The sequence below is a fragment of the Rhodococcus sp. CX genome, assembly GCF_015865005.1.
GTDB lineage: Bacteria > Actinomycetota > Actinomycetes > Mycobacteriales > Mycobacteriaceae > Rhodococcus.
Window position 1 is genome coordinate 88,995 of record NZ_JADZGH010000206.1, and the last position, 14,037, is coordinate 103,031.

Consider the following 14,037-nt stretch of genomic DNA (forward strand, 5'->3'; position numbering starts at 1 on the left):
GTGGCGTTCGCGTCCCGGCCGAATCAGGTGGTGCTGCGCGGCACGCTCGCCGACATCGCCGATCTCGTCGAGGCGGCGGAACTCAAGCACACCGCAGTCATCCTCGTCGGCCGGGCACTCGGCATCCGCGAGCAGGCGGACGTCGCGTGCTCACATCTCTACGATCCGGCGCGCGACCGGGTGCGCTGACCTGCCCCTCCGCCCGAGCGAGCGGTACACTCACTCGCTCAGATCGACTGAATGTACCGTTCGCTCGGAAGAACGGGAGAGAAATCCCGGCCCCTGCCCTCGGCCCCTCGTTCAGTCGTCGGCAGCGACGGTGCCCGCGGCCGCCTTCACGGCCGCGATGATTCCCTGATAGCCGGTGCAGCGGCAGATGTTCCCGGACAGCGCTTCCCGGATCTCGTCGTCGGTCGGGGACGGGTTGTCCCGCAGGAATGCGCTCGCGGTGACGACGAAACCCGGTGTGCAGAAGCCGCACTGGAGACCGTGGTGATCGCGGAACGCGGCCTGGACCGGTGACAGCGTGCCGTCGGGTTCGGCGATCCCCTCGATGGTCGTGATCTCGGAACCGTCGGCCTGCACCGCGAACACCAGGCACGCGCGGACCGCTTCCCCGTCGAGCATCACGGTGCAGGCGCCGCAGACCCCGTGCTCGCAACCGAGATGTGTTCCGGTCAAACCGCAGTCGACGCGAAGGAAATCGGCGAGGGTCAGCCGCGGAGGCACGGTGCGGCGAAAGCTCGTGCCGTTGATCCGGACCTCGATGTCGACGTCAGCCATGCGTTGCCTCCTCCACGGCGCGCTGCCATGCGCGCGCCACCATTGCCGTGCCGACACGCTTGCGGTACTCGACCGGACCGTGCAGGTCCTCGGAGATCGACTCGACACCGGCAAGAACGTCCCGGGCCACCATCTCCGGATCCTGCTCGGCCACAGCCCCGCCGGTGAGAGCCTGTTCGACGACGGTCGCGCGGGTTGCGGTGGGACCCAGCCCGAACGTGGTGATCGCACACCGTTCGATCGTCGAGTCCTCGGCGAGAGTCAACGCGACCAGCGCACCCGCGACCGCGAAATCGCCGCTGCGACGGGTGAACTCCTCGATCGCGTAGCCGCTGCGGGCCGGTGCGACCGGGAAGGTGATACCGGTGATCAGTTCGTCCTCGGCGAGGTCGGTGCTCCACATGCCGGTGAAGAACTGCGACGCGGGGATCGTGCGGGTACCGCCGGGCGACAGCGTCTCGATCTCGGCGTCGAGTGTCAGCGCGACGGCCGGGTATTCGCCGGCGCCGTCCGCGTGGGCGATCGACCCGCCGATCGTGCCCCGGTTGCGGATCTGGAAGTGCCCGATCAGCGGGGTGGCGCGCGACAGCAGCGGCACCGCAGTCCGGATCTGCTCGGACCGGCCGACCGTGCTGTGCGTGGTACCGGCGCCGATCCACACCGAATCGCCGCGAACTTCGATGCCGCGCAAGGTCTGTACGCGGCGCAGGTCGACGAGGTGCTCGAACACGGCCAGCCGCAGGTTGAGCATCGGCATCAGGGACTGTCCGCCGGCGATGAACTTCGCTTCGTCGCCGAGTTCGCTGATCAGTGCGACGGCTTCCTCGGCGGTCGCGGGCGCGTGGTAGTCGAACGCTGCCGGTTTCATGCCGTCACCGTCCGGGCCTGCTCGATCATCGACACGATGGTCGACGGGGTCAGCGGCAGCCGGGTGATCTCGACTCCGAAGGGGGAGAGGGCATCTGCGACCGCGTTGACGACCGCGGGCGACGATCCGATCGCGCCGCCTTCGCCGACGCCCTTGTGGCCGCCCGGTCCGGGACTCGGTGTTTCGATGTGCCCGAGTTCGATGTCGGGGACCTCCGTGGTGGTCGGCAGCAGGTAATCCATGAACGTGGTGGTCACGGGGTTGCCGGTCTCGTCGTAGGCCAGGTGCTCGTAGAGGGCGCCGCCGATGCCCTGCACCGTGCCGCCCCAGATCTGGCCCTCGACGACGTTGGGGTTGATCATGGGGCCGCAGTCCTCGCTGACGATGTAGCGCAGGAACTTCACCGCACCGGTCGCGATGTCGACCTCGACCGTGCACAGGTGCGTCGCGTTGGCCCAGATCATCATGTTCTCGGCGCGGTAGCGGCCGCTCGCCTCCAGCCCCGGGGGCACACCCGGCGGCAGTGTCTCGGTCTGGAAGTACGCGATGTCCGCGATCTCCTGCAGCGACAGCCCGGCTCCCGGCACGCCGCGGACCGTCGCGCGGCTCTCGGCGAGTTCGATGTCCTCCGGGGCGGCTTCGAGGCGGTGCGCGGCGATCGCGAGGATACGTTCACGCAGTACCGACGCGGTCTCACCGACCGCGCCGGCGGTCATCGCCCCTGAGCGGCTACCGCCCGTGCCGGCACCGAACGGCGAGACGGCCGTGTCGCCCTGGATGGTGTTGACGTCGGAGAGGGCGACGCCGAGCGCGTCGGCGGTCAGCTGGACGACGGTGGTTTCGAGGCTGTTGCCCGACGACCCGCCCGCGACGTAGGCGTTGACCTTGCCCGACGGTTCGATGCGGATGGTCGCGCCCTCGGTGCTGTGGAACGGGGTTGCGCCGGCGGTGGGTTCGAGGTAGGTGCAGGTGCCGACGCCGATGTAGCGGCTCTCGGCGCGGGCCTGCTCCTGTTCGCGGCGGAACGCGTCGTAGTCGAGCATGGCCAGTGCCTGCTCGAAGGTCTCGCGCGGGGTGACGTCGCTGAACGGCATGCCGGTCGGTGCCGCGACCGGGAATTCGTCGCTGCTGTACATGTTCCGGCGCCGGAGTTCGGCGGGGTCGAGGCCGATGCGCCGGGCTGCGCTGTCCAGCAGCACTTCTCGTGCCATGGACTCGTACTGCCACGGACCCCGGTAGGCGACGCGGCCGACGGTGTTGGTGTAGTGCAGTTTCAGGCTGAACGTCGCGGCGGGGATGCGGTAGGGGCCGGGGAAGAGCATGCCGACGGCGGATGCGGCGGTGATCGGGGACGGGATCGGGTAGGCGCCGACGTTCTGCACGTGGTCGAGCGTCGCGGCGAGGATCCTGCCGTCGGCGTCGAACGCCATGCGGGCCTCGCCGTGTTCCTGCCGTGCCATGCCTGCGGACATCATGTGTTCCTGCCGGTCCTCGATCCACTTGACCGCGAACGGCAACATCGTCGCCGCGAGCATGATGCAGATGTCCTCGCGCTGTGGCACGACCTTCTGTCCGAATCCGCCGCCGGTGTCGCGCATGAGCACGCGGACCCGGTGTTCGTCGATGCCGAGCAGCTTCGCGCAGAACGCGCGGACCTCGTGCGGCGACTGGGTCGACGCCCAGATCGTCATCTCTCCGGTCGATTTCGTCCACTCGGCGACCAGGCCGCGCGTCTCCATCGGCACCGCGATGTAGGCCTGCTGATGGATGGTCCGGCTCACGACGTGCGGGGCCTCGTCGAAGATGCGCAGCAGGTCCTCGGACGGCGGGATCGCCATGCCGCCGGCGTTGTTGCCGGGGAACTGTGCGTGGACGAGTTCCTCGTTCGTGTCGGCGGTGGCGTAGTCGACGACGGGGGTCAGCGCGTCGTAGTCGACGGCGACGAGTTCGGCGGCGTCCTCGGCGATGTAGCGGTCGCGGGCGATGACCAGCGCGACCGGGTCGCCGACGAACCGGACCTCGTCCTCGGCGAGCGGCGGCCAGTTCAGGCTCGGCATGAACGGCCCGTCCAGCGCGTACTTCTGCTCGTGGACGCGCGGGTTGAGATCGGACGCGACGAACACCGCGTGCACGCCGTCGAGTGCCTCGGCCTCGCTGGTGTCGATCGAGAAGATTCTGCCGCGGGGAATCGGGCTGCGGACGAAGCACGCGTGGAACATGCCCGGGCGGGTCACGTCGTCGACGAACAACCCGGCTCCTGTGAGCAACCGAGGGTCCTCGACGCGTGGAACGCGGGTACCGACATAACAGGACGGAACTGCGGGGGTCACGCTCACTCGTCACCTCGGACTTCGCACGAACAAGGACGCTGGACGGTCGAGATCGCTGTGTGCTGAGCACTTGTTTAGCATCAGCTCGAAAGAGATGTCAATCACATTCTCCTTATTGGAGAGTGGGAATTGCCTGCATGGCCCGCCTCGAACCGGGAGCGTTCTTGACGGGCAAGGGGTGAACGACGTTCACTGGGGCGCGGTGAACATCGTTCACCCCTTGCGAGCGATGGAGAACACCGTGACCCCAGATCATCCGAGCCCCTCGGCGGGCACCCCCGCGCCGGTACGGTCCGGTACCGCCGTCACCGCGCTGCTGAGCCTGGCAGGGCTCGTCGTCGCGCTGCAGACCACCCTCGTGGTCCCGCTGCTGCCGAACCTGCCGGGCATCCTGAACGTCAGCGACGGCGACGCCACCTGGCTCGTCACGATCACGCTGCTCACCGGCGCGGTTACGACGCCCATCGTCTCGCGCATGGCCGACATGTACGGCAAGCGCCGGATGATGGTCCTGTGCCTGTCGATGATGGTGCTCGGCTCCCTGATCGCCGCCCTCGGTGGCACCTACATCGCGGTCCTCGTCGGCCGCGGCTTCCAGGGTTTCTCCTCCGCGCTGATCCCGGTCGCGATGGCGGTCCTGCGTGACCTGCTCCCGCGCGAGAAGGTGGCAGCCGCCGTCGCCCTGGTCAGCGCCACGATGGGTATCGGCGGCGCACTCGGCCTGCCGGCCGCGGGCCTGCTGTTCGACCACCTGGGCTGGGCCTCGGTGTTCTGGATCTCCGCCGCCGCGGGCACCCTGCTGCTGACCGGCATTCTGATCCTCGTTCCGGCCGGCGTCACCGGTACCCGCGGCCGGTTCGACGTCGCCGGCGCGATCCTGCTCTCGCTCGCCCTGATTGCGCTGCTGCTCGGCATCTCGAAGGGACCGGCCTGGGGCTGGACCAGCCCACGCATCCTGCTGAGCCTCGCGGCCGCCGTCGTCGTCCTCGCCGTGTGGGTTCCCTACGAACTGCGCGTGAAGGCGCCGATGGTCGACCTGCGGGTCTCGATGTACCGCCCGGTGCTGCTCACGAACATCGCGGGCTTGTTCGTCTCGTTCGCCGCGTACGCCAACACCCTGGCGACGACCCAGCAGCTGCAGCTGCCCGAGGCCACCGGATTCGGATTCGGGCTCAGCGCCGCGACCGCGGGCCTGTGCATGGTGCCCGGCGGCCTGGCCATGATGATCTTCTCGCCCGCGTCGGCCCGGATCACCGCGCGGTTCGGTGCCCGCGCGACGCTGGTCGCGGCGACCCTCCTGATGACCTTCGCCTACACCTTCCGCATGACCTTCGACGACACCGTCGTGCTCATCGTCGTGGGCAGCGTCCTGGGGAGTATCGGCAACGCGGTGGCCTTCGCGACCATGCCGGCGCTCATCATGAGTTCGGTGCCGTTGAGCGAAACCGCCGCCGCCAACGGCGTCAACGCGCTGCTGCGCACCGTCGGCTCGTCGGGCATGAGCGCCGTCGTCGCCGCGCTGCTGACCGCAATCACCATCGACGTCGCGGGACAGACCCTGCCCGGGCACGGCGCGTTCGTCGCGATGTTCGGCGTCGCCGCCACCGCGACCCTCTTGGCTACCCTGGCCGGTGTGTTCCTTCCGAAGCCCACCCGTGCCCGCGCAGAACAGGTGACCATCCCGGAATCCGTCCGGGCAGGATCGTGACCGACCGGACGACGCGCGACGTCATCCTCGACGTCGCGCGGCAGTTGTTCACCGAACGCGGATTCACCTCGACGACGATCCGTGACATCGCCGAACGCGCCGGTGTCTCACCGGCATTGGTGATGAAACTGACCGGCAGCAAGGCCCAGCTCTTCGAGGCCGCGGTCCCGGATGCGCCGAACGTCGGCGAACCCGACCATCCCGCCGAGCCGCTCGGCCACCGGATGGCCCGGGCACTCGTCGAACGCCGCGATACCGGCGACTTCGAATTCTGGGCGATGGCGCCGTTCCTGCTGCAGGAAGCGCCCGACCGGGAGGAGGCACGCGCGAAGATGGCGGCGCGGTTCGTGCCGCGCATCGCGACCGTGATCGGTGAGGACACCCCGGAGAAGGTCCGCGCGCGGCTCGTCGTCACGTTGCTCCTCGGGCTGGCAAGCGGGCTGCGAACCTTCGAACTCGTCACCCCCGACGTCATCGAGAGCCGTCGGCTGATCGACACCTACGGCGCGCTCATCCAATCGATCATCGACGACCCGACACTCTGACCTCTCCAGGCGCTTACCGCACGGATCGGGCCGTCCACACGGCACCCGAGGACGTTACCGAAGTACCTGCGGCGCCGACGATCACGAGGCATTTCATGTCGATCGTCGCCGGATCCAACTTCTCGAGCGTGGTGACCTCGAGAGACTCCCCGGGCCGGCCAACGTCCCGGCCGACGACGACCACGGTGTCGGCCGGGCGGTGCCGCAGCAGCACAGTCTTGGCGTCGGCGACCTGCGTCGTGCGCGACCGCGACGCCGGGTTGTAGATGCCGAGGACCAGATCCGCCTGCGCGACAGCGACGAGGCGTTTCTCGATGACCGGCCACGGCTTGAGCCGGTCGGACAGGCTCATCACCGCGAAGTCGCCACCGATGGGGGCACCGGCGCGCGCGGCGACAGCCTGGATCGCGGACACACCCGGGATCACCCGGACCGGAACCGCTGCGTAGCGGTCGTCCTGCGCGGCCTCGAACACCGCCGACGCCATGCCGAACACGCCCGCGTCGCCGCCGGACACGACCGCGACCTTCTCGCCCCTCAGTGCCAGCTCGAGAGCAAAGCGCGCGCGGTCCACCTCGACGGTATTTCCGCTCGAATGACGGTGCAGCCCCGGACGAACCGGCACCCGATCCACATAAGGCCCGTACCCGATCACATGATCCACGTCGGCGAGCGCCGCGGAAGCCTCCGGGGTCAGCCACCGCTCGTCGGCGGGACCCAGCCCGATCACCAGCAGCTCCTGCGCCGCAGGCAGTTCCGGATTCTGTACGACCTCGGGTCGGGAACGGTCGGCGGTGTCACGATTGCGCGGCGCCCGGTCGCCGGGCGCCAGGATCACCGAGAAGTACGGCACCGCATCGGGATCCACCTCAGCGGCCGGTGCGATGCGCTGGCCACCCATCGACGCGCGTTCGACATAGACGGCGTCGTCGAGCCGGCCGGCCTGGGCGAGGGCGTTGCGCACGGCGGGAAAGGTCCGGCCCAGCTTCATGATCACGGCGCCGTCCGTGTCGGCGAGGCGCCGCGCCAGTTCCGGTTCCGGCAGGGTGCCGGGCAGGATCGTGAGCACGTCGGTGCGTCGCACGAGCGGTTCCGCGGCTGCGGCGGCCGCGGCGGAGAACGACGTCACGCCCGGAACGACTTCGGCAGCATGCTGTTCCGAGAGTCGATCGTGCAGGTACATGTAGGAGCCGTAGAACAGCGGATCGCCTTCGCAGAGCACGACGACCGTCCGGCCGGCGTCGAGGTGTGCCGCGAGCCGTCCGGCGCAGTCGTCGTAGAAGTCGGCGATCGCGCCGTCGTACCCGCCGGGGTGGTCGGTGGTGCCGGTCGTCACCGGATACACCAGCGGTTCCTCGAGTGCGCCGTCCGGGATGAGTTCGGCAGCAATGGATCGTGCGATGGATCGGCCGTGCGTGCCGGAGTGGTACGCGATGACGTCGGCCTCGCCGATCAGCCTCGCCGCCTTGCGGGTGATCAGTTCGGGATCGCCGGGGCCGAGACCCACGCCGTAGAGTCGTCCGGTGCTCATTCCTGCTCCTGCGCCAGTGCATTGAGTGCGGACGACGCCATCGCCGACCCGCCGCGTCGTCCCCGGACCGCGAGGAACGGGATCTGCAGTTCGTGTTCGATCAGGGCTTCCTTCGACTCCGCGGCACCGATGAAGCCGACCGGCACACCGACGATGGCGGCCGGTCGCGGGGCGCCCGCGTCGAGCATCTCGAGCAGGTGGAACAGGGCGGTGGGTGCGTTGCCGATCGCGACGACCGCGTTCGCGAGGTGCTCGGCCCACAGCGACACCGCCGCCGCGGACCGGGTTGTACCCCACCGTTCGGCGAGGCCCGGCACCCGGGGATCGCCGAGCAGACACAGCACCGGGTTGTCCGCCGGCAGCCGTTTGCGGGTCACGCCGCTGGCGACCATGTTCGCGTCGGTGAGGATCGGGGCACCGGAGTTCAGTGCGTTCCGTGCCGCCCCGACCAATCCGGGATGGATGACCAGATCGCGGGTCAGGTCGGTCTGGCCGCTCGCGTGGATCATCCGCACCGCGACCTTCTCCGCGTCGGCCGGGATGCCCGAAAGGTCGGACTCGGCGCGGATCGTCGCGAACGAGCGAACGTAGATCTCGGCGCCGTCGGTTTCGTACTCGTACCGGCGGGGTGGGGGTGTCTCGATCACATGGAACTCCTGGCGACGACGAGGGTATGGGGAAAATGTGGTGCGCCGCAAGCACGTTCACATCCGACGATGTGGACATGTCGGGAAGGGGCCGGCCCCGCGACGGTTCGTCGGGCCACTTCTCGCGTATCGCTGCGGGCGAGACTACACCGGGGTGCGCCGGTGCACGCGGACACCCGAGACCACGGCGAATCCTCGGCAGCGTCGAATCCCACAGCCGTGAGCGCCTCCACGTCGGTGCCGGCGGGAAGGACGAGTCCGCGCCAGGGCGTGACGATCACACCGCGGTCCGGAAGTGCCGCGACCATCGACGGCGTCAGGATTCCCAGGGGAACCCGGACGGACAGGGCGCCGTCGAGAACCCCGTACGGCATTCGGGACCTCTCCGGGCGGGGGAGCGGTGCGGTACCACCCAGTTCGCGGCCCTCACCGGGCAGTTGCCGCACGTTCCAGCGGGTTTCGCGGATCGCGACGAACCTCAGCGCGGTGTCGATCAGTGTCCGGACCGCGTCCGCAGTCGGGACGACCGGTCCGCTCAGGGCGCCGATCCCGATCCGCATCCGATCCGAATCGAGCGCCGTCGCGGACAGATCGCACCGGAGACCGGCGACGTCGCCGCGGCCGTCGTCGACACCGAACAGGAACCGGCCCGGCAGGTCGGCGAGCGCCGGTTCGCGGCACAGCGCAGCGTCGAGTGCACCGATGATCGGGCGCACATCCGCGAACCCTCCGGTGAGTCCCGACAGCGGGGACGCGACGATGTTGCGGACCCGTTCGTGGCTCGCGGACGGGAGGAACCCGGCCGTCGCGACCGATTCGATCAAGCCGGTGGGCACGCCGCCGCACTCGTCGACGACGACACCTCTGACCTGCAGGTTTCCCCGAGAGGTGAGGTGTACGTCGCCGTCCGCGAATGCGCGTGAGGCCGCCGCGAGGAGTCGCAGACCCCCGTCGGGAAGACGCCCGCCCGGGGCGCGAACGCGCACCAGTGCGCCGTCCGCGGCGAGGTGCGGCCGCAGCAGGCCGGGGCAGCGATCCGGAGGGAGATGGTCGGCCGAATGGTCCGTCATGGGCGCACATGGTTGCACACCTGCCGAAATCGTGCGCTAGGCTCGGCGTGCCGTGGTGCTCGGGAAGCCGGTGGGAAACCGGCGCGGCCCTCGCCACTGTGAGCGGGTAGTTGTTCGCCCTCGTCCGTGCCGGTTCGCCGGTGCGGAGACCACTGGAGTCACCTCCGGGAAGGTCGGCCGAGCAGCGTCGATCCGTCAGCCAGGAGACCGGCCACGGCACGCGAGGTCCACGAGGGTTTGGAGACTGAACATGGCTGTATTCGTGCTGTTCCGGGGCGCGCAGTGCCGCGCCTGACGTTGCTGTCGACGTCCGACACCGACCTGCTGTCGGCGCGGGCCGGTGGCGCCGACTGGGTCGTCGGCAACCCGTCCCGGCTGGAGCCGACGGATATTCCAGCGCTGCTGGAGGGCTCCGACCTGGTGGTCGTGCGGATCCTCGGATCTGCACGCTCCTGGCAGGACGGTCTCGACCAGGTTCTCGCACAAGGGGTCCCGGTCGTCGTCCTCGGTGGGGAGCAAACCCCCGACGGCGAACTGATGAGCTACTCGACCGTGCCGATCGGGACCGCGGCGGAAGCACATCGGTATCTGGCCTACGGCGGACCTGCGAATCTGGCTCAGCTGCATGCATTCCTGTCGGACACCGTGCTTCTCGGCGGTGATGGATTCGAACCCCCTGCGGCGCTACCCGAATGGGGTGTCGCGGAACGTCCTTCGCCTGCGACCGGCGGGTTACCGAGGGTGGGGGTGCTCTTCTACCGCGCCCACCACACCAGCGGAAACGTCCGGTTCGCGCACGATCTCGCGGACGCGATCGACGCGACCGGCCGAGCGCAGGCCGTGGTGATCCACTGCGCCTCGCTGCGCGGTGCACCCGACGATCTGCTCGCCGAACTCGGCACCCTCGACGCCCTGGTGGTGACGGTGCTCGCCGCTGGCGGCACCCGGCCGGCGACCGTCGGCGCGGGCGGGGAGGACGAGGCGTGGGACGTCGCGGCACTGGCCGCTCTCGACATCCCGATCCTGCAGGCGCTGTGCCTGACCTGGAGTCGCGACAGCTGGGCCGACTCGGACGACGGTGTCTCCCCGCTGGATTCGGCCACCCAGATCGCGGTTCCCGAATTCGACGGCCGGATCATCACGGTTCCGTTCTCGTTCAAGGAGTTCGACGCCGACGGCCTGCCGCGGTACGTCACCGATCCCGAGCGTTGCGCCAGGGTCGCGGGAATCGCGGTCGCGCACGCGCGATTGCGGCACGTGCCGGCGGCGCAGCGCCGCATCGCGATCATGCTCTCGGCCTACCCGACGAAACATTCCCGCGTGGGAAACGCGGTCGGTCTGGACACGCCGGTCTCGGCGATCCGTCTGCTCCGGGCGATGCGCGAGCAGGGCTACGACCTGGGCGAGGGCTTCCCCGGCATGGATCTCGAGGACGATGCGGAAGCCGGAAATGCCCTGATCCACGCGCTCATCGACGCCGGTGGTCAGGACGAGGAGTGGCTCACGGCCGACCAGCTGTCCGGTAACCCGGTGCGCGTCACCGCCGAGCGGTATCGCGAGTGGACGAAGGACCTGCCCGCGGAGCTGACCGACGCGATGACCGAGGCGTGGGGTGAGGCACCCGGGTCGTTGTTCGTCGACGGCGAAGGCGACGACAAGGCCATCGTCCTCGCGACCCTGCAGGCCGGCAACGTGGTGCTGATGATCCAGCCGCCCCGCGGATTCGGGGAGAACCCGGTCGCGATCTACCACGATCCGGACATGGCGCCCTCCCACCACTACCTGGCCGCATACCGTTGGGTGGAGCGCGGATTCGAGGCCGACGCGGTCGTGCACCTCGGCAAGCACGGTTCGATGGAGTGGCTGCCCGGAAAGAACGCGGGGCTGTCGGCGGCGTGCGCGACCGATGCCGCGATCGGGAACCTGCCGCTGATCTACCCGTTCCTCGTCAACGACCCCGGTGAGGGCGCGCAAGCCAAGAGACGCGCGCACGCGACGATCGTCGACCATCTGATCCCGCCCATGGCACGCGCCGAATCCTACGGCGACATCGCACGTCTGGAGCAACTGCTCGACGAGTACTCGAACATCGCGGCGATGGATCCGGCGAAACTCCCGGCGATCCGCGCCCAGATCTGGACGCTGATCCAGGCCGCGAAACTCGACCACGATCTCGGCCTGGACGGCCGGCCGCACGACGCCGAGTTCGACGACTTCCTGCTGCACGTCGACGGATGGCTGTGCGAGGTCAAGGACGCGCAGATCCGCGACGGACTGCACGTGCTCGGTGGTGCCCCCGTGGGCGAGGCGCGGGTGAATCTGGTGCTGTCCATCCTGCGGGCCGCCCAGGTGTGGGGTGGCAAATCGCACGCCGTGCCGGGTCTGCGCGCTGCGCTGGGTCTGAAGCCCGATGCGCCGCTGACCGAGGTCGACGCCGTCGAATCGCAGGCCCGGACGCTCGTCCAGGCGATGGACGATGGCAGGTGGGTACCCGAAACCGCCTCGTCCACCGTCGAATCCGTGCTCGGGCACACCGATGACGAGGTCGCTCGGGTGCTCGCCTTCGCCGCCGAGCAGGTCGTGCCGCGGCTCGCGCAGACGACCGGCGAACTCGACGCCGTACTCCACGCTCTCGACGGCGGCTATGTCCCCGCCGGGCCGTCCGGCTCACCGCTGCGCGGTTTGGTGAACGTGCTGCCGACGGGACGCAATTTCTACACCGTCGACCCGAAGGCCGTGCCGAGCCGCCTCGCCTACGACACCGGCGTCGCACTCGCGAACGCCCTGGTCGAACGCTATCTCGCGGATACCGGGAGCTACCCGCGGTCGGTGGGACTGTCGGTGTGGGGGACCTCCGCGATGCGCACCTCCGGCGACGACATCGCCGAAGTCCTGGCGCTGATCGGTGTCCGGCCGGAATGGGACGCCGAATCCCGCCGCGTTCGCGAGTTGACCGTGATTTCGCTCGAGGAACTCGGCCGTCCCCGCATCGACGTCACCGTCCGCATCTCCGGGTTCTTCCGCGACGCGTTCCCACACGTGATCGGGATGCTCGACGACGCGATCCGCATGGTCGCGGCACTCGACGAGCCCGACGACCTGAACTATGTTCGCGCCCACGCCAAACGGGACGAGGCGGAGCACGGTGATCCGGAGCGGGCGGTGCGGCGGATCTTCGGGTCGAAACCCGGGTCCTACGGCGCGGGCATCCTGCAGCTCGTCGACTCCGGCAACTGGCGTACCGACGAGGACCTCGCCGAGGTGTACACCGCGTGGGGTGGATTCGCGTACGGCCGCAACGTGCACGGCGAGCCCGCCGCCGGGGACATGCGCGCCAACTACCGGCGCATCGCGGTCGCGGCGAAGAACACCGACACTCGCGAACACGACATCGCCGACTCGGACGACTACTTCCAGTACCACGGCGGCATGGTCGCGACCGTGCGTGCGCTGACCGGCAGCGACCCCAAGGCGTACATCGGTGATTCGACGACGCCGGACGCCGTGCGCACCCGGTCGCTGTCGGAGGAGACCGCGCGGGTGTTCCGGGCGCGCGTGGTCAATCCGCGGTGGCTCGCGGCGATGCGCCGGCACGGCTACAAGGGCGCGTTCGAACTGGCAGCGACCGTCGACTACCTCTACGGATACGACGCGACCGCCGGCGTCGTCGCCGACTGGATGTACGAGACCCTGGCGCAGACCTACGCCCTCGACCCGGAGAATCAGCAGTTCCTGCGCGAGGCGAACCCGTGGGCGTTGCGGGGCATCGTCGAACGCCTCACCGAGGCGGCCGATCGCGGGCTGTGGGCCGAGCCGGACCCGTCGACGATGCAGGCGCTGCAACAGGCCTACCTCGACGTCGAGGGTGACCTCGAGGACCGCGGATGAGAGTGCGCCTCATCGGGATCGGACCCGGCGGACCGGACGATCTGACGGTCGCGGCCGTGCACGCGCTCAACGAGGTGGACGTGTTCCTCGTCGCGGACAAGCAGCGCGGCGTGGACGATCTGGTGTCGGTGCGCGAGGAGATCTGCCGACGTCACATCACCGGCGACCACCGGATCGTCGTCGTCCCGGACCCGCCCCGTGATCGGGCACCGGAACGGTACGGCGACGAGGTGCGGGATTGGCATGCCGCCCGCGCGCAGGTCTACGAGACGGTACTCCGCGAACAGGTACGCGACGGCGAGACGGCCGGGTTCCTCGTCTGGGGCGATCCGAGCCTGTACGACAGCACGATTCGCGTGATCGAACGGATCCGCGACCGCGGTGTCGTAGACTTCGATTACGACGTGATCCCCGGCGTCAGCAGCGTGCAGATGCTCGCCGCGCGGCATCGATTGGTGCTCAACAGGATCGGCGGTCCGGTCACGATCACGACCGGCCGCCGCCTTTCACGTGAGGTCGCGGCGGGCGGCGACAACCTCGTCGTGATGCTCGACGGCGATCTATCGTGCACGGAACTGCCCGGGGAATGGGACATCTGGTGGGGCGCGAACCTCGGTACGTCCGACGAGGAACTCGTCGCCGGACGTCTGTCCGAAGTCCTCGGGCA

General features: G+C 69.2%; 9 protein-coding genes, 2 pseudogenes and 1 riboswitch. Of the genes and pseudogenes, 5 read left to right on the forward strand and 6 right to left on the reverse strand.

Annotation, left to right across the window (positions count from 1 at the left end; all coding sequences use genetic code 11):
- Nucleotides 1-189: pseudogene (locus I0Q12_RS33575) on the forward strand (precorrin-4 C(11)-methyltransferase); the annotation flags it as partial.
- A gap of 111 nt (nucleotides 190-300) precedes the next feature.
- On the opposite strand, the gene I0Q12_RS22565 reads toward I0Q12_RS33575, so the two are convergent.
- From I0Q12_RS22565 to I0Q12_RS22575, 3 genes are read right to left on the reverse strand one after another with little or no spacing between them, the layout of a single operon-like run.
- A complete protein-coding gene (locus tag I0Q12_RS22565) occupies nucleotides 301-783 on the reverse strand; it encodes a (2Fe-2S)-binding protein (protein ID WP_197254902.1) in 483 nt (160 codons plus the stop codon).
- Nucleotides 776-1,651: a xanthine dehydrogenase family protein subunit M gene (locus I0Q12_RS22570; protein WP_197254903.1), complete on the reverse strand. Its 876-nt coding sequence runs from the start codon at nucleotides 1,649-1,651 to the stop codon at nucleotides 776-778. The genes I0Q12_RS22565 and I0Q12_RS22570 overlap by 8 nt, the downstream gene beginning before the upstream one ends.
- On the reverse strand, nucleotides 1,648-3,981 hold the full coding sequence (locus I0Q12_RS22575; RefSeq protein WP_197254950.1) for a xanthine dehydrogenase family protein molybdopterin-binding subunit: 2,334 nt from the start codon (nucleotides 3,979-3,981) through the stop codon (nucleotides 1,648-1,650). Before I0Q12_RS22575 ends, I0Q12_RS22570 begins: the two co-directional genes overlap by 4 nt.
- 241 nt (nucleotides 3,982-4,222) lie before the next feature.
- On the opposite strand from I0Q12_RS22575, the gene I0Q12_RS22580 reads away from it, so the two are divergent.
- Entirely contained in the window at nucleotides 4,223-5,689 is a 1,467-nt protein-coding gene (locus tag I0Q12_RS22580) for an MFS transporter (protein WP_307846428.1), read from the forward strand.
- Entirely contained in the window at nucleotides 5,686-6,234 is a 549-nt protein-coding gene (locus I0Q12_RS22585; protein WP_197254907.1) for a TetR/AcrR family transcriptional regulator, read from the forward strand. The genes I0Q12_RS22580 and I0Q12_RS22585 overlap by 4 nt, the downstream gene beginning before the upstream one ends.
- 13 nt (nucleotides 6,235-6,247) lie before the next feature.
- Here the strand turns inward: I0Q12_RS22585 and I0Q12_RS22590 are convergent, their stop codons facing one another.
- From I0Q12_RS22590 to I0Q12_RS22600, 3 genes are read right to left on the reverse strand one after another with little or no spacing between them, the layout of a single operon-like run.
- Entirely contained in the window at nucleotides 6,248-7,765 is a 1,518-nt protein-coding gene (locus I0Q12_RS22590) for a precorrin-2 C(20)-methyltransferase (protein WP_197254909.1), read from the reverse strand.
- Entirely contained in the window at nucleotides 7,762-8,412 is a 651-nt protein-coding gene (locus I0Q12_RS22595) for a precorrin-8X methylmutase (protein ID WP_197254910.1), read from the reverse strand. The genes I0Q12_RS22590 and I0Q12_RS22595 overlap by 4 nt, the downstream gene beginning before the upstream one ends.
- A complete protein-coding gene (locus tag I0Q12_RS22600; RefSeq protein ID WP_197254912.1) occupies nucleotides 8,409-9,482 on the reverse strand; it encodes a cobalamin biosynthesis protein CobG in 1,074 nt (357 codons plus the stop codon). The genes I0Q12_RS22595 and I0Q12_RS22600 overlap by 4 nt, the downstream gene beginning before the upstream one ends.
- A 26-nt stretch (nucleotides 9,483-9,508) precedes the next feature.
- Nucleotides 9,509-9,713, forward strand: a riboswitch (cobalamin riboswitch).
- 51 nt (nucleotides 9,714-9,764) lie between these two features.
- Between I0Q12_RS22600 and cobN the strand changes: the two genes are divergently transcribed.
- Complete coding sequence (gene cobN, locus I0Q12_RS22605) at nucleotides 9,765-13,370, forward strand: cobaltochelatase subunit CobN (protein WP_197254914.1); 3,606 nt, start codon at nucleotides 9,765-9,767, stop codon at nucleotides 13,368-13,370.
- Nucleotides 13,367-14,037: pseudogene (cobF, locus tag I0Q12_RS22610) on the forward strand (precorrin-6A synthase (deacetylating)); the annotation flags it as partial. The gene cobN and the pseudogene cobF, both read left to right, overlap by 4 nt.

What these genes read in the sequence shown, in the direction of transcription:
- I0Q12_RS22565 (WP_197254902.1), bottom strand. Translation starts at nt 783, where the DNA reads ATGGCTGACGTCGACATCGAGGTCCGGATCAACGGCACGAGCTTTCGC.
- I0Q12_RS22570 (WP_197254903.1), bottom strand. Translation starts at nt 1,651, where the DNA reads ATGAAACCGGCAGCGTTCGACTACCACGCGCCCGCGACCGCCGAGGAA.
- I0Q12_RS22590 (WP_197254909.1), bottom strand. Translation starts at nt 7,765, where the DNA reads ATGAGCACCGGACGACTCTACGGCGTGGGTCTCGGCCCCGGCGATCCC.
- I0Q12_RS22600 (WP_197254912.1), bottom strand. Translation starts at nt 9,482, where the DNA reads ATGACGGACCATTCGGCCGACCATCTCCCTCCGGATCGCTGCCCCGGC.